Here is a 16,352-nt window from a genome sequence, read left to right on the forward strand (position 1 = left end):
GAGGATCACTCTCATGTTCCTCAAACGTCTAGACGTGATAGGATTCAAATCATTTGCACAGCGAGTGACCGTGGACTTTGTTAAAGGGGTCACAGCTGTTGTTGGACCAAACGGAAGCGGCAAAAGTAATATTACCGATGCCATCCGCTGGGTACTTGGAGAACAATCAGCGAAAAGCCTCCGCGGAGGAAAAATGGAAGATATTATTTTTGCAGGAAGTGACTCAAGAAAAAGAGTCAATCTAGCAGAGGTGACTTTAACGTTAGATAACGAAGATCACTTTTTACCGATCGATTTTCACGAAGTCAGTGTGACAAGAAGGGTCTATCGCTCAGGAGAAAGTGAATTTCTCATAAACAATCAATCTGTCCGCTTAAAGGATATTATTGATCTTTTCATGGATTCAGGTCTTGGAAAGGAAGCTTTTTCAATCATCAGCCAAGGAAAGGTAGAGGAAATTCTATCAAGCAAGGCAGAAGAGAGAAGAAGCATCTTTGAAGAAGCGGCTGGCGTTTTGAAATATAAAACAAGAAAGAAAAAAGCCGAGAATAAACTGTTTGAAACGCAGGACAACTTAAACCGAGTAGAAGATATTCTGCATGAACTAGAAGATCAAGTAGAGCCATTAAGAATGCAAGCCTCTATTGCAAAGGACTATTTGCAAAAAAAAGAAGAGCTTGAAAATGTCGAAATCGCCCTAACTGTCTATGACATCGAAGCTCTTCATGAAAAATGGACAACACTTGGTGAAGCAGTCGAGCGCTTCAAACAAGATGAAATGAAGCAGTCTACAGATATCCAAGCAAAAGAAGCCAAAATTGAAGAGTCGAGAGACCGCATTCAAGCGCTTGACGAATCAATTAATGACCTGCAAGAAGTTCTTCTTTTCACAAGTGAGGAATTAGAAAAGCTTGAAGGAAAAAAAGAAGTGCTAAAAGAACGGAAAAAAAATGCGGCCGCAAACCAAGGACAGCTTGAAGAAACGCTCGTTCGCTTAACTGAAAAGCAGGCGCTGTTAACCGAAAAGATTGAGCAGCAGAAAATCACGCGTGACAGCCTGCAAAAAGAAGTGCACCAGCTAAAAGATGAAGTGAAAACAAAACAGCATCAACTGTCGCTTCATAGCGAAGATGTGGAAGGTCAAATTGAACAGCTGAAAAGTGATTATTTTGATCTGCTCAATGAACAGGCTTCCATCCGAAATGAACGTAAATTACTAGAAGAACAGCAGCGCCAAGCGGCGATGCAGCTAGAGCGGCTGACGCAAAATAACCAAAAACATATCGAAGAACGAGTGTCTGTTAAAGAAAAGAAAACAGAAGCTGAGCAGCAGCTATCAGCACTGGAAGAAGACATTCTGGCTCAAGTAAAACGTTTTAGAGAAGCAGAACAAAAACTTGAGCAAATGAGACGTCAATACGAGAAAAAAGAAACGGCTCTTTACCAAGCCTATCAATACGTACAGCAGGCAAAATCTAAAAAAGAGATGCTTGAATCCATGCAGGAAGACTTCTCAGGCTTTTTCCAAGGAGTCAAAGAAGTCTTAAAGGCAAAAGAACGGTTAGGCGGTATTCACGGTGCCATTGCAGAGCTGATTCAAACGGATCAGCAGCATGAGACTGCGATTGAAATTGCGCTAGGTGCAGCTACGCAGCATGTCGTCACAGAAAATGAAGCAGCTGCGAGACAAGCCATTGGATACTTAAAGCAGCACTCCTTTGGACGCGCAACCTTCCTGCCAATGAACGTGATCAAAGAAAGAACCATTCAGCTCAGAGACGTTCAAACAGCAGAGCAGCACGCTGCATTTATCGGTGTAGCGAGTCACCTCGTTTCCTTTGACGAAAAGTATCAAAAGGTGATTCAGAATTTACTTGGCACTGTGCTGATCGTTAGAGACTTAAAAGGCGCCAATGAACTGGCGAAAATGCTTGGACATCGTTACCGCATCGTGACCCTTGATGGAGATGTCGTAAACCCCGGCGGTTCAATGACCGGTGGCGGCGTTAAGAAAAAGAACAACTCTCTTCTTTCAAGAAACCGGGAGATCGAAACGTTAACAAAGCAGCTCGTTGAAATGGAAGAGAAAACAACGATCCTTGAAAAGGAAACAAAAGAAACGAAGCAATTGATCGGGGTTAACGAAAGCCAATTAAACGAACTGCGTCAGCGCGGCGAAACGCTTCGTGAAAAGCAGCAAGATCTCAAAGGGAAGCTATACGAACTGCAAGTTGCAGAAAAAAATATCAATGCTCATCTTGAACTCTATGATCAAGAAAAAGAAGAATTGCAACAGCGTTCTACTGAACTCGCGGATAAGGACAAAAAGCAGGTCGCTCTTGAAACCTCTATAGGTGAGAAACTGACGGCTCTTGATCAAGAGATCAATACATTAACAAAGCGTAAGCAGACGCAAAGCTCAACGAAGGAAACCATTTCAGCTGAATTAACAGAGCTGAAAATCTCGCTTGCCAAAAAAGAGCAGTCCTTAGCGAATGAACAAGAAAAGCTTTCGAGCTTAATGGCTGAATTAGAAGAAGCTGAACAGACGCTGATGGAAACAAAAGAAGATCTGTCACTCTTAACAAGTGAAATGTCATCTAGTTCAAGCGGAGCCGAACAGCTGGAAGAAGCGGCGAAAGAGAAGCTGGAAAACAAAAACAAAACAACCGCCCTCATTTCAGAGCGCCGTAAGCAGCGTCTCGCTCTTTCTGAAACATTAGAATTTGCTGAACGTGAGCTTAAAGAACAAAAACGTTTGTATAAGCAGCTCACCACAAGCTTAAAAGATGAAGAAATTAAGCTTGGCCGTATGGAAGTCGAGCTCGATAACCTGATCGCTTATTTGAACGATGAATATGCTCTTTCATTTGAAGGAGCAAAAGAGATGTATCAGTTGACGTTATCGCCAGATGAAGCAAGAAAACGAGTGAAGCTGATCAAACTAGCCATTGAAGAGCTTGGAACAGTAAACTTAGGCAGCATTGACGAGTATGAACGTGTGAATGAACGCTATCTCTTCTTAACAGAACAGCGAAATGATCTGACAGAAGCGAAAAATACATTATTCCAAGTCATCGAAGAAATGGATCAAGAGATGACAAAGCGTTTCTCTGAGACATTCTCTCAAATCCGCGGTCACTTTGAATCTGTTTTCCAAGCATTATTTGGCGGCGGAAGAGCAGATCTTAAGCTGACAGATCCAAATGATTTACTCAACTCTGGCGTTGATATTGTCGCGCAGCCGCCAGGGAAAAAACTGCAAAACTTAAGCCTTCTTTCAGGCGGAGAGAGAGCCTTAACAGCGATCGCTTTACTATTCTCTATTTTAAAAGTGAGACCTGTTCCATTCTGCGTGTTAGATGAGGTAGAAGCGGCGCTTGATGAGGCAAATGTTTTCCGTTTTGCGCAATATTTAAAGAAATACAGCCAGGAAACACAGTTCATTGTCATTACGCACCGCAAGGGAACAATGGAAGAAGCCGATGTGCTCTACGGCGTGACCATGCAGGAATCAGGTGTTTCTAAGCTTGTATCTGTCAAACTAGAAGAAACGAAAGAGCTTGTCCAGTAATTAAAGGAGGTTTTTGAACCAATGAGCTTTTTTAAGAAATTAAAAGAAAAATTTACACAGCAAACCGATTCAGTATCAGAAAAGTTTAAAGATGGACTCGAAAAAACGAGAAACTCCTTCCAAGGAAAAGTAAATGAACTGATTTCCCGCTACCGCAAAGTCGACGAAGACTTTTTTGAAGAGCTGGAAGAGGTTCTGATCGGCGCTGATGTCGGTTTCACAACTGTGATGGAACTGATTGATGAGCTGAAAAAAGAAGTGAAATTAAGAAACATTCAAGACCCAAGCGAAGTACAAGCGGTCATTTCTGAAAAACTGGTTGATATCTACAATAGCGGAGAGGAACAAATCTCTGCGCTGAACATTGAAGACGGGCGTTTGAATATCATTTTATTTGTAGGCGTCAACGGTGTTGGGAAAACAACGACTATCGGCAAGCTTGCAAATAAGCTGAAAAATGAAGGGAAATCCGTCATTTTAGCAGCAGGTGATACGTTCCGTGCCGGTGCCATCGAGCAGCTTGAAGTGTGGGGAGAACGTTCAGGTGTTCCTGTCGTCAAACAAACGGCAGGCTCTGATCCAGCAGCGGTGATCTATGATGCCGTTCAATCAGCAAAAGCGAAAAATGCGGATGTCCTCATCTGCGATACAGCAGGAAGACTTCAAAACAAAGTCAACTTGATGAAAGAGCTGGAGAAGGTCAAGAGAGTCATTGAACGCGAGGTTCCAGATGCACCTCATGAAGTATTGCTCGCTCTTGATGCGACAACGGGTCAAAACGCAATGGCACAAGCTAAGGAATTTTCTAAAGCGACAAATGTGACAGGGATTGCTTTAACAAAGCTTGACGGTACTGCAAAAGGCGGAATTGTTCTTGCGATTCGAAATGAGCTGAACATTCCCGTGAAGCTTGTCGGTTTAGGTGAAAAGGTGGACGATCTGCAAGAGTTTGATGCAGAATCGTATGTGTATGGATTATTCTCAGACGTAATTGATCAACAAGACTAACAAAAAAATGCCGGCAAATCTGCTGGCATTTTTATTTATGCGTAGCTTCATGAAGTGACAAGATAAAAACTTGACACACAGAAGAGAACCGTGTAAACTTAGTTGATGTAAAGGGAATGAACTTAACAAAGGGGAGAGAGCCCATGACGCTTGAAAAAACAACGAGAATGAATTACTTGTTTGACTTCTATCAATCGTTGTTGACCGCAAAGCAAAAGAGCTACATGTCGCTTTACTACCTAGACGATTTTTCCCTCGGTGAAATTGCGGATGAATATGAAGTATCAAGGCAGGCTGTTTATGATAATATTAAACGGACTGAAGCGATGCTTGAACAATATGAAGAAAAGCTGCTCTTGTTTAAGAAATTTAAAGAGCGTAAAGAACTTCTCAAAAAAATGAGAGAGCTTGTAGCTGATTCTGCGCAAACAGAAGAAGCAGAAGCTTTAATTGAATCGCTTGAGAAATTAGATTAGGAGGCGGCACAGTATGGCATTTGAAGGATTAGCCGACCGACTGCAGCAGACGATTTCAAAAATCCGCGGCAAAGGAAAAGTGTCAGAACAAGATGTAAAAGAAATGATGCGCGAGGTACGCCTTGCCCTTCTTGAAGCTGACGTCAATTTTAAAGTAGTCAAAGACTTTGTGAAAAAAGTAAGTGAGCGGGCAGTTGGACAAGAGGTCATGAAAAGCCTTACCCCTGGACAGCAGGTCATTAAAGTTGTAAAAGAAGAACTCACTGAATTAATGGGCGGAGAAGAGAGTAAGATCGCTGTAGCGAAAAAATCTCCAACAGTTATTATGATGGTTGGTCTTCAAGGGGCAGGTAAAACAACCACAACAGGGAAGCTTGCCAATTTACTTCGCAAAAAACATAATCGCAAGCCGATGATGGTAGCTGCTGATATTTACCGACCAGCAGCGATCCAGCAGCTTCAAACGCTTGGGAAACAGCTTGATATGCCGGTGTTTTCATTAGGTGATCAAGTCAGCCCTGTCGAAATTGCCAAACAGGCAATTGAAAAAGCGAAAGAAGAACACCATGATTATGTCATTTTAGATACAGCAGGACGTCTTCATATCGATGAAGAATTAATGGATGAACTTCAGAAAGTAAAAGAAGTAGCAAATCCAGAAGAAATTTTCCTAGTTGTTGACTCTATGACAGGTCAAGATGCGGTCAATGTCGCGAAAAGCTTTAATGAACAGCTTGGTTTAACAGGTGTCGTTCTAACAAAACTAGACGGTGATACAAGAGGCGGTGCAGCACTTTCTATTCGAGCTGTCACCAACACGCCGATTAAATTCGCTGCGCTAGGAGAAAAGCTTGATGCGATTGAGCCATTCCATCCGGAGCGGATGGCATCAAGAATTCTTGGCATGGGAGATGTGCTCACGCTGATTGAAAAAGCACAGGCAAACGTCGACCAAGATAAAGCGAAAGAGCTTGAGCAAAAAATGCGGACAATGAGCTTCACGCTCGATGATTTCCTCGAGCAGCTTGGCCAAGTTCGGAATATGGGTCCACTTGATGAACTGATCCAAATGATGCCGGGAGCCGGTAAAATGAAAGGGCTCAAAAACGTCCAAGTAGACGAAAAGCAGCTCAATCATATCGAAGCGATCATTAAATCAATGACGACCGAGGAAAAAGAACAGCCAGAGGTCATCAATGCAAGCCGAAGAAAACGGATTGCAAAAGGAAGCGGAACATCTGTACAGGAAGTCAATCGCCTTTTAAAGCAATTTGATGAAATGAAAAAGATGATGAAGCAAATGACCAACATGTCCAAAGGAAAGAAAAAGGGCTTTAAATTACCATTTATGTAATTGGTTATACATGATAAAACCGTTGTTAAGAAAAAACACTTTACAAACCCTTTTATCATTGTTAATATACTATCTTGTTGAAATATTTTCGGAGGTGCTAGTAAAATGGCAGTAAAAATTCGTTTAAAACGTATGGGAGCAAAAAAATCTCCTTTCTATCGTATTGTTGTAGCAGATTCTCGTTCACCACGTGACGGTCGTTTCATTGAAACAGTTGGAACTTACAACCCAGTGGTATCACCAGCTGAGGTGAAAATCAACGAAGAATTAGCGCTTAAATGGCTTCAAAATGGTGCGAAACCATCTGATACAGTTCGCAATCTTTTCTCAAGCCAAGGAATTCTTGAAAAATTTCATAATGCGAAAAACAGCAAATAATGAATGAGCTGTCCTTGGAAGAATTGATTGTGTCCATCGTCGAGCCACTTGTTGATTTCCCTGAAGATATTCACGTATCTTCATTAGAAAAAGATGAGCAGGTGATTTACACACTGTCTGTCAATGCTGAAGATACCGGAAAAGTGATCGGAAAGCAGGGACGTACAGCAAAAGCGATACGAACAGTCATTTTTGCAGCAAGTGCAGAGTCTTCTAAGAAAGTTCAACTTGAGATTGCTGACTAAAAAGGGAGAGGGCTTAGGACCTCCCCTTTTTTTACACGTTTAAATCTATTTTTCGTTATACTGTAGAGGACAAATGCCTTCGGATAGGGGGACAAAAAGGAAGATGCAGATCATTCAACATGTCACCGTGATGCAAGTATTAACTGAAAGCAGTAAGGACAAACTGTTAACGACTTTTTTGGAGAAAAAAGAAAGACTAGAACGTGAATGCAATCAACTATATTTTCAATTAAAAAAACATGAAAAAGAACCACATCAGCAAGAAGCCATCCCTCAATTTCAAAAAGCGATCGATAAAAGGCAAGAGAAGATCCGGCAAATTGATTTTCAAGTAGAGCAGCTGCATATTTTGCCGCTTGGAAGTGAAATGAAAGAAACAGAAGTGGATGCACTGGTTGAAGTAAAAATAGGTGATAAATGGGATGACAAGATGCAAGATAATGTCATCGTCGTGAAAGACGGCACCATTGTGGAAATACGTCAGGGGTGATTGAAAACATGGAGCTAGAATGGTTGAATGTTGGAAAGATCGTCAATACACACGGAGTGCGCGGAGAAGTACGTGTCGTGTCAAAGACAGATTTCCCAGAAGAGCGCTACAAAAAGGGAAGCGTCCTCTATATTTTTAAGCAAGGTCAAAGCGAGCCGCTGAAAGTGACTGTCGCATCACATCGCCAGCACAAACAGTTTGATTTGCTCACATTTGAAGAAATCAACTCATTAAATGAAGCAGAGCATTTGAAAGAATCAATCTTAAAGGTAGAAAAAGAACATCTTGGGTCATTAGACGAAGGAGAATTTTATTTCCACCAAATCATTGGCTGTGAAGTATACGATGAAGAGGACAAGCTGATCGGCCAAATCAAAGAAATCCTTACGCCAGGGGCAAATGATGTGTGGGTGGTTGGAAGAAAAGGCAAAAAAGATGCCCTCATTCCATATATACCATCTGTCGTCAAAAAGATCGATATCTCATCCAAAACCGTACACATTGAAGTGATGGAAGGACTTATTGACGAATGAAAATCGATTTCTTAACCCTTTTTCCTGAAATGTTCGAAGGTGTGCTTCACTCATCGATCTTAAAAAAAGCACAGGAGAAAGAAGCTGTCTCATTTCAAGTCGTCAATTTTAGAGAGTATTCGGATCATAAGCATAAAACAGTGGATGACTATCCGTATGGCGGCGGTGCTGGTATGGTACTGAAAGCGCAGCCCGTATTTGATGCGGTAGAAGATTTAACGAAAAAAGCAAGCACGAAACCCCGAATCATTCTTGTCTGTCCTCAAGGGGAAAGATATACACAAAAGAAAGCAGAAGAACTTGCAAAAGAAGAGCATCTTATGTTCATTTGCGGCCACTATGAAGGCTACGATGAGCGCATCAGGGAGCATCTTGTCACAGATGAGATCTCAATCGGAGATTTCGTCCTCACAGGCGGAGAGCTGCCAGCGATGATGATTGCAGACAGTGTGGTCAGGCTTTTGCCTCATGTGCTTGGAAAAGAAGCGTCTCACATCGAAGATTCATTCAGTACAGGTCTGCTTGAGCACCCGCACTATACAAGGCCAGCTGATTATAAAGGACTAAAAGTGCCGGACGTGCTTCTCTCTGGAAATCATGCCAAAATTGAAGAGTGGCGGCGCAAAGAATCCTTGAAGCGAACCTATACAAGAAGACCAGATTTGATCGATTCTTGCAAAACATTAACGGATGAAGAAAAAAGATGGCTTTGGCAGCTTCATAATGACTAGATTGTATTGCACACGGCATAGAGGTATGGTATGATACTACTTGTGACTTGGACGGCTTGCTGATCCAAGTTTGAAAACGATGTTCCGCTGCAATGAAGAAAGAGGACATGAGCATCTGTTGGAAGGAGTTGAAAACGATGCAACATTTGATTGAAGAAATCACAAAAGAACAATTACGCACTGATCTTCCTGCGTTCCGTCCTGGTGACACTTTACGTGTACACGTTAAAGTTGTCGAGGGTACTCGTGAGCGTATCCAGATCTTTGAAGGTGTTGTAATTAAGCGTCGTGGTGGTGGAATCAGCGAAACTTTCACAGTTCGTAAGATCTCTTACGGTGTAGGCGTTGAGCGTACATTCCCTGTACACACACCAAAAATCGCTAAGATCGAAGTTGTACGTCACGGTAAGGTACGTCGTGCGAAACTTTACTACCTACGTGAACTTCGCGGTAAAGCGGCTCGTATCAAAGAAATCAGACGATAATGATATCAAAGGAAAGAGCTTGTTACCTGTAACAGGCTCTTTTTTTGTACAATGTATAAAGATAATGGTAGAAGAAAGAAGGTGCACATATGACGATTCAATGGTTTCCAGGCCATATGGCAAAAGCAAGACGTGAAGTCACAGAAAAATTAAAGCTCATCGACATCGTATTTGAATTAACCGATGCAAGAATTCCGATGTCCTCTAGAAACCCAATGATCGAAGAAATCCTTCAAAACAAACCCAAAATCATGCTCTTAAACAAAGCAGATAAAGCAGATCCTCGTATGACAAAGGAGTGGCAGGCGCATTTTGAGCAGCAAGGCGTTCGGTCACTTGCCATTAACTCTGTCGATGGACAAGGGTTAAATCAGATCATCACGACTTCAAAAGAAATTTTAAAAGAAAAATTCGACCGCATGAAAGCAAAAGGCGTCAAACCACGTGCCATTCGAGCACTGATTATCGGGATTCCCAACGTCGGCAAATCGACCTTAATCAATCGTTTAGCAAAAAAGAACATTGCCAAAACAGGAGACCGGCCTGGGATTACGACATCACAGCAATGGGTGAAGGTAGGGAAAGAACTAGAACTGCTCGATACCCCTGGAATCCTCTGGCCAAAGTTTGAAGATGAGCAGGTAGGACTCAGGCTTGCGGTGACTGGAGCGATCAAAGATTCGATCATTAACTTACAGGATGTCGCTGTGTATGCACTTCGTTTTCTAGAAGAGAATTACCCAGAGCGATTAAAAAAACGCTATGACCTAGCGGAGATACCTGAAGATACGGTTGAGCTGTTTGATGCAATTGGCACTAAGCGCGGCTGTCTAATGAGCGGGGGATTCATTAACTATGACAAAACCACCGAAATCATTATTCGGGATATTCGAACAGAAAAATTTGGTCCCCTCACTTTTGAGAAGCCTGAAAGCTAAAAGACACGCAGCTCATGCGGGTCTTTATTTTTTGCGAAAAACTGCCGATATAAAGAAGGAGGCTGCGAAAAAGCCTATGTACACGGTGAAACAAATAAAAGAACTAATAGAAAAGCATGCAGGCGACGAGTCATACATTCGCGAGCTTGTGAAAGATGATACGAGAAAAAGTGTCCAAAAACTAATAGAAAATTGGCACAAAAAGAGAGAAAAGCAGCAAGCACTTCACGCAGCATGGCATGACATGCTGCAATTTGAAAACAAAGCAAAGGCGCAGGGATACACATGTATTGCTGGAATAGATGAAGCAGGAAGAGGACCGCTTGCCGGCCCAGTTGTGGCAGCAGCCGTTATATTAAAGGAAGAGACAGTCCTGCTCGGTTTAAACGACTCAAAGCAATTATCTGAGAAAAAAAGATTGGCTTATTATGATTTAATTCAAAAAGAAGCACTTGATATCGGAATCGGCATTGTTGATGCGGCTACGATCGATGAAATCAATATTTATGAAGCATCAAGACTGGCGATGGTAAGAGCTGTAGAGCAGTTAACTCATACACCTGATTATCTACTCATAGATGCCATGACACTCCCGCTTTCTACCCACCAAGAGAATATCATCAAAGGAGATGCAAAAAGTGCATCCATTGCAGCAGGTGCATGTATTGCGAAGGTGACAAGGGATCAGATGATGGAAGAGTACGGGCGTAAATATCCTGAGTATCAATTTGAAAAACATAAAGGGTACGGAACGAAAGAGCACCTGGCTGCGATTCAAACACATGGTGCTACCCCAATCCACCGTTTATCGTTTGCGCCGGTGAAATCTGTTATATCATAAATTTTAATCTAAGGAGGCTGCCTGTGATGGCAAGAGTTGAGGACATACATACAGCACTGAATAGCCGGCTGAATACGGCCGAATCGGTTCCATTAAACACCGAAGGGAAGGATAATGTTCATCGGCTGATTCTCGGCAAGGTACTAAAAATGCTTGGAGATGATACAGCCCTTGTTCAAATAGGCTCAACGAAAATAAAAGCACAGCTGGCGGCTCAGCTTAAAGCAGACGCGTTTTATTGGTTCCAATTTGAACAAGAGGGTGGAGGCAGCCTCAATAAACTAAGACCCGTTCAGCAATTTGATCAAGATCCTAAGACATTAAAGGATGCAGCAGCCAAACTATTAGAAGGTCTCTCACTGAAAAATGGGATTGAAAACATGCTGACGGCTACAGCTTTTTTAAAGGAAAAGCCGGTCATCAACGAAGGAGAGTTAAAAACGGCAGTGAAGTGGATCGAACAGCTTCAAGGAGCTGATGTGAAGAAAGGGCTCCAGTCACTTCTCTTTGCTTTAAAGAAAGATTTACCGATCCAGCAAGGGGTGCTTCAATCTATTTTAGCCGTAAAATCATCCTCTGCCCTTCACCAGGATATAACAGCGCTATTAAATCAATTAACACAGCTTCCGAAGCACACAGATGCCACACAAACCCTTATACAAGCCGTTCGGTCAGTTGTAGATGCAGAGACAGCCGTCCATGCAGAAAAGCTCTTATCGGTCCTTCTAGCAGCGAGAGAAGGCGTGGCGAAGCAAGACGGCAATTCACCAATAACGACTCCGCTCAATCCGTCTCAGCAAAAAGAAAATAGTCTTGCCCCAATTGTTCAAGAGCGTCAGCCGTCCCAAGTTCTTCAGACAAACGTGCAGCAGCAGTCAACAAGTCCAACAGCGCTGCAAATTCCGCTTCAGCAAATTGAGCGGATACTGACAAGCTTGATGAAACAAGGTGCAGACGGGCAGAAAGAGCCCAACTTAAAACAGCTCACAGCATTGCTGCAAGGGCTCCAGCAGGCAGGATCTCAGCCTGACGCAAAAGGAGCTGTGCTTCAAAAAGAGTTTCCCTTCCTGTCAAAAAGAGAGGCAAAAGCTTTGGCCCAGGTGGTGCAGCAGACTGAACCAACATTAAGCAATAAAACTGATGTGCTCGATTTACTTATGACGATGAAAAAGGCAATTGGTGTACGTGATGAAATCGGTATGCTGAAACTGCTCGAAAAAGGCAGCCAGGATGTCAAAAGTCAGGAGCTGCACCAATTAAAGCTTGTGCTGAATGATGTGAAGCAGGCGGATTTACCAGAGCACGTTAAAAAAGAAGTGGATCAATTATTTCATAGATTGAATGGGCAGTTATTTGTGCAGCAGGAGAACCAAACCGTCAGTCAAATGATGGTTTCCTATCCTCTTTTCTCAAAACATAGTGTTCAAGATTTAACCTTTATACTAAAGGGACATAAGAAAAAAGATGGCTCTATTGATATTTCTCAGTGCCGCCTGATGTTTTATCTAAACATGGAAAACCTTGAAGAAACCTTAATAGACTGTACGATTCAGCAAAAGGTCATGTCTATTACTGTCGAGACAGCCCATGAACTGCAAGGAACCATTAATCCGATGATTCCGGCTGTTCGGGAGAATTTAAATGCTCTAGGATACAGTTTAACGGGAATTACAGCAAAAAAGAGACAAGAGCCAGTAGATCCGTCTCAATTTCTAGATGAACACTTTCATAAAATCAGCGAGAAAGGGCTGGACTTACGAGTATGAAGGATTCAAAACCGCTTAGAAGAGCGGTCGCTCTGCATTACGATGAAGAAAAACAAAAAGCGCCAAAAGTCGTTGCAACAGGCAGCGGCTATGTGGCAGATCATATTATTGAAGAAGCAAAAAAGTCGGGAGTCCCAATCCAGGAAGACCGTAATTTAGTCGAACTCATGCGACATTTAACATTAGATGAGGAGATCCCCGAAGCGTTATACGATACTGTAGCAGAAATTTTTTCGTTTATCTACAGATTAGATCAAAAAATGAAAAAATAAGGTAAAAAAAGTGATTTGGCTGAAAAATTTATATTTTTAATAAAATAAAAGTTTGAATGTTTAGAAGGATTTTACGATTTTACATAGAACCCTAGACATTCTCTTTTTTATTCTTTAAAATGAAAGCGCAGTCTATTTTATAATTTTTGTTTCTACATATGTTGGGAGGATGGGAAATGAATATCCATGAGTACCAAGGAAAAGAAATCCTAAGAAAATATGGGGTTTCAGTTCCAAATGGTAAAGTAGCATTTACACCTGATGAAGCAGTGAAAGCATCAGAAGAGCTAGGGAGCTCTGTATATGTCGTAAAAGCACAGATTCATGCAGGCGGCCGTGGTAAAGCAGGCGGGGTAAAAATTGCAAAAACGAAAGATGAAGTGAAAGGGTTTGCAGAGGAATTGCTCGGCAAGACACTTGTCACACATCAAACAGGGCCTGAAGGGCGCGAAATAAAACGCTTACTTATTGAAGAAGGCTGCGATATTCAAAAGGAATACTATGTTGGACTAGTTTTGGACAGAGCGACATCAAGAATTGTATTGATGGCATCTGAAGAAGGCGGTACTGAAATTGAAGAAGTAGCAGAAAAAACGCCAGAAAAAATCGTCAAAGTGGTCATCGACCCAGCGATTGGCCTGCAAGGCTATCAGGCGAGAGAAGTAGCATTTAAAATTAATATTCCAACAAAATTAGTTGGCCAAGCTGTTAAGTTTATGACAAGCCTTTACAATGCGTTTATTGAAAAAGATTGTTCAATTGCTGAGATTAATCCACTTGTTGTAACAGGCGATGGAAAAGTCATGGCACTTGATGCAAAATTAAACTTTGATAGCAATGCCTTATATAGACAAAAAGATATATTAGAATACCGTGACCTTGATGAAGAGGATCCAAAAGAAATTGAAGCATCTAAATATGACTTAAGCTACATTTCTTTAGATGGAAATATTGGCTGTATGGTCAATGGAGCAGGACTTGCGATGTCTACAATGGATATCATCAAGCATTACGGCGGGGACCCTGCAAACTTCCTAGATGTTGGCGGCGGTGCAACAGCTGAAAAAGTAACGGAAGCATTTAAAATCATCTTATCTGATCAAAATGTCAAAGGGATTTTCGTGAACATTTTTGGCGGCATCATGAAATGTGATGTGATTGCAGAAGGTGTTGTTGAAGCGACGAAACAGGTCGGCTTAACATTACCACTTGTTGTACGTCTTGAAGGAACAAACGTTGAATTAGGGAAGAAAATCCTGAGTGATTCAGGCTTAAATATCACTTCTGCTGAGTCTATGGCTGACGGGGCAGAAAAGATTGTATCTTTAGTCAAGTAGAGCAGAAAGGCAGGGAACCTAAATGAGTGTATTTATTAATAAAAATACGAGAGTAATTGTTCAGGGGATTACCGGTTCAACCGCATTGTTCCATACAAAACAAATGATTGAGTACGGAACAAATATCGTTGGCGGTGTCACACCTGGAAAAGGTGGAACTGAAGTAGAAGGAGTTCCTGTATTTAATACTGTATCTGAAGCAGTGCAGACTACTGGAGCGAACGCTTCTGTTATCTATGTACCAGCACCATTTGCGGCAGATGCCATTTTAGAGGCTGTTGACGCAGAAGTCGATCTCGTCATTTGTATCACTGAACATATTCCAGTGCTTGACATGGTCAAAGTGAAACGGTATATGGAAGGGAAAAAGACAAGACTAGTTGGGCCAAACTGCCCAGGTGTCATCACACCTGAAGAATGTAAAATTGGTATCATGCCTGGCTACATTCATAAAAAAGGTCATGTGGGTGTTGTTTCTCGTTCTGGAACGCTTACATATGAAGCGGTACATCAGCTTTCAGAAGCTGGTGTTGGACAATCGACAGCTGTAGGAATCGGGGGAGACCCGGTAAATGGGACAAACTTTATTGATGTTTTAAAAGCATTCAATGAAGATCCTGAAACGCATGCTGTGATTATGATCGGTGAAATCGGCGGTACGGCTGAAGAAGAAGCAGCTGAATGGGTAAAAGCAAATATGACTAAGCCAGTCGTTGGCTTTATTGGCGGTAAAACGGCGCCTCCAGGAAAACGTATGGGACATGCTGGTGCCATTATTTCTGGTGGTAAAGGAACAGCTGATGAAAAGGTAAAAACAATGCGTGAATGTGGAATTGAAGTGGCAGAAACACCATCTGTCATGGGAGAAACGTTGATTAAAGTATTAAAAGAGAAGAATCTCTTCGAAGCTTGTAAAACGCATTAATGACACAAGAAGACTTGTTCTTTGGCAAGTCTTCTTCTTTCTATCTTAAACTGGAGGAATGGTATGTACAACGTGTCCGAAAGAATGATTTTTCACCGCTTAAAAGGCCTCATCTCACCCTCATTATTAACAAAATGGTGGAAAGTCGATCCTGAGCTATATATAAATGAAGAAACACATCATTTTAAACAGGATCGAGCGTTACAAACGATCGACTTTACCCGCTTAAAACAAGCTGAAGAAAATGAATTCCCCATTTTTCAACACATCGTTCAAGCCTATTTAAAGCAAAACATTCACATGATTCCCATCACATCACCCTTATATCCCAGCACACTAAAAAATATTTATGATCCTCCCCCTGTGTTATTCCTAAAAGGAAACGTATCATATTTAAATGAAGAAAAAAGTTTAGGTGTAGTCGGCACGCGAGTTCCATCGTCTTATGGAGAAGCATGTGTGAAGAAAATTGTTGGTGAGCTTGTAAAGGAAGATTGGATGATTGTCAGTGGTTTAGCTAAAGGAATCGATGGACTGGCACATAAAGAGTGCATCAGAAAAAAAGGAAAAACGATCGGCATTATAGCAGGCGGTTTTCAGCATTTATACCCAAAAGAGCATGAGCAAATGGCTCAATACATGGGCGAGCATCATTTGCTTTTGTCAGAGCATCCTCCTTATGTCAAACCAGAAAAGTGGCATTTTCCAATGAGAAATCGTTTAATTAGTGCACTGACGAAAGGAACCATCGTGATACAGTGCAAAGAAAAGAGCGGTTCTCTTATTACAGCCTATCAAGCACTTGAGCAAGGAAAAGAGGTATTTGCAGTTGCTGGATCCATCTTTGATCCTAATTCCACAGGTCCGGCAAGACTCATTCAGCAGGGAGCAAAGCTTGTTCATTCAACAAAAGATATTTTAGAGGAATTCTCCTTCCGCAGCGTTCAATATACTGAACCAACATAAAAATATCGTTTGACAAAAGACATCGGAATATTT

General features: G+C 41.8%; 17 protein-coding genes. All 17 read left to right on the plus strand.

What is annotated here, in order from left to right:
- The first annotated feature begins 13 nt into the window (after nt 1-13).
- Nucleotides 14-3,574: a chromosome segregation protein SMC gene (gene smc / locus NSQ34_RS07625; protein WP_342501064.1), complete on the plus strand. Its 3,561-nt coding sequence runs from the start codon at nt 14-16 to the stop codon at nt 3,572-3,574.
- Between the two features lie 21 nt (nt 3,575-3,595).
- The gene (gene ftsY, locus NSQ34_RS07630) at nt 3,596-4,582 is read left to right on the plus strand and encodes a signal recognition particle-docking protein FtsY (RefSeq protein ID WP_024424194.1); all 987 of its coding nucleotides are present in this window, start codon (nt 3,596-3,598) and stop codon (nt 4,580-4,582) included.
- A 143-nt stretch (nt 4,583-4,725) separates the two neighbouring features.
- Nucleotides 4,726-5,058 carry a putative DNA-binding protein gene (locus NSQ34_RS07635; protein ID WP_012009935.1) on the plus strand — a complete coding sequence of 111 codons (333 nt, stop codon included), beginning with the start codon at nt 4,726-4,728 and terminating at the stop codon, nt 5,056-5,058.
- Between the two features lie 13 nt (nt 5,059-5,071).
- Entirely contained in the window at nt 5,072-6,412 is a 1,341-nt protein-coding gene (gene ffh / locus NSQ34_RS07640; RefSeq protein WP_041117374.1) for a signal recognition particle protein, read from the plus strand.
- A gap of 105 nt (nt 6,413-6,517) precedes the next feature.
- Nucleotides 6,518-6,790, plus strand: a complete 273-nt coding sequence (gene rpsP, locus NSQ34_RS07645) for a 30S ribosomal protein S16 (protein WP_008344841.1) — start codon at nt 6,518-6,520, stop codon at nt 6,788-6,790.
- Nucleotides 6,790-7,035 (plus strand): KH domain-containing protein, encoded by a 246-nt coding sequence (locus NSQ34_RS07650; protein WP_024424192.1) that lies wholly within the window; start codon nt 6,790-6,792, stop codon nt 7,033-7,035. Before rpsP ends, NSQ34_RS07650 begins: the two co-directional genes overlap by 1 nt.
- A 103-nt stretch (nt 7,036-7,138) precedes the next feature.
- Nucleotides 7,139-7,525, plus strand: a complete 387-nt coding sequence (locus tag NSQ34_RS07655) for a YlqD family protein (protein ID WP_024424191.1) — start codon at nt 7,139-7,141, stop codon at nt 7,523-7,525.
- 8 nt (nt 7,526-7,533) lie between these two features.
- The gene (gene rimM / locus NSQ34_RS07660; protein ID WP_024424190.1) at nt 7,534-8,058 is read left to right on the plus strand and encodes a ribosome maturation factor RimM; all 525 of its coding nucleotides are present in this window, start codon (nt 7,534-7,536) and stop codon (nt 8,056-8,058) included.
- A complete protein-coding gene (gene trmD, locus NSQ34_RS07665) occupies nt 8,055-8,789 on the plus strand; it encodes a tRNA (guanosine(37)-N1)-methyltransferase TrmD (RefSeq protein WP_024424189.1) in 735 nt (244 codons plus the stop codon). Before rimM ends, trmD begins: the two co-directional genes overlap by 4 nt.
- Before the next feature lie 137 nt (nt 8,790-8,926).
- Nucleotides 8,927-9,274, plus strand: a complete 348-nt coding sequence (gene rplS, locus NSQ34_RS07670; protein WP_008354510.1) for a 50S ribosomal protein L19 — start codon at nt 8,927-8,929, stop codon at nt 9,272-9,274.
- An 89-nt stretch (nt 9,275-9,363) separates the two neighbouring features.
- Nucleotides 9,364-10,212, plus strand: coding sequence for a ribosome biogenesis GTPase YlqF (ylqF, locus tag NSQ34_RS07675; RefSeq protein ID WP_024424188.1), 849 nt, complete (start codon nt 9,364-9,366; stop codon nt 10,210-10,212).
- 76 nt (nt 10,213-10,288) lie between these two features.
- On the plus strand, nt 10,289-11,053 hold the full coding sequence (locus NSQ34_RS07680) for a ribonuclease HII (RefSeq protein ID WP_098676872.1): 765 nt from the start codon (nt 10,289-10,291) through the stop codon (nt 11,051-11,053).
- A gap of 26 nt (nt 11,054-11,079) precedes the next feature.
- Complete coding sequence (locus NSQ34_RS07685; protein WP_176967435.1) at nt 11,080-12,819, plus strand: glycosyltransferase; 1,740 nt, start codon at nt 11,080-11,082, stop codon at nt 12,817-12,819.
- Entirely contained in the window at nt 12,816-13,091 is a 276-nt protein-coding gene (locus NSQ34_RS07690) for a FlhB-like flagellar biosynthesis protein (RefSeq protein ID WP_003211418.1), read from the plus strand. The genes NSQ34_RS07685 and NSQ34_RS07690 overlap by 4 nt, the downstream gene beginning before the upstream one ends.
- A 176-nt stretch (nt 13,092-13,267) precedes the next feature.
- Complete coding sequence (gene sucC / locus NSQ34_RS07695; RefSeq protein ID WP_024426972.1) at nt 13,268-14,428, plus strand: ADP-forming succinate--CoA ligase subunit beta; 1,161 nt, start codon at nt 13,268-13,270, stop codon at nt 14,426-14,428.
- Between the two features lie 22 nt (nt 14,429-14,450).
- Nucleotides 14,451-15,353, plus strand: coding sequence for a succinate--CoA ligase subunit alpha (gene sucD, locus NSQ34_RS07700; RefSeq protein ID WP_007499624.1), 903 nt, complete (start codon nt 14,451-14,453; stop codon nt 15,351-15,353).
- A 63-nt stretch (nt 15,354-15,416) separates the two neighbouring features.
- Nucleotides 15,417-16,319 (plus strand): DNA-processing protein DprA, encoded by a 903-nt coding sequence (gene dprA / locus NSQ34_RS07705; protein ID WP_034281769.1) that lies wholly within the window; start codon nt 15,417-15,419, stop codon nt 16,317-16,319.
- The last annotated feature ends 33 nt before the right edge of the window (nt 16,320-16,352 follow it).

This window comes from Bacillus sp. FSL P2-0069 (assembly GCF_038593315.1).
In the GTDB taxonomy this organism is placed as follows: Bacteria; Bacillota; Bacilli; order Bacillales; family Bacillaceae; genus Bacillus; species Bacillus safensis.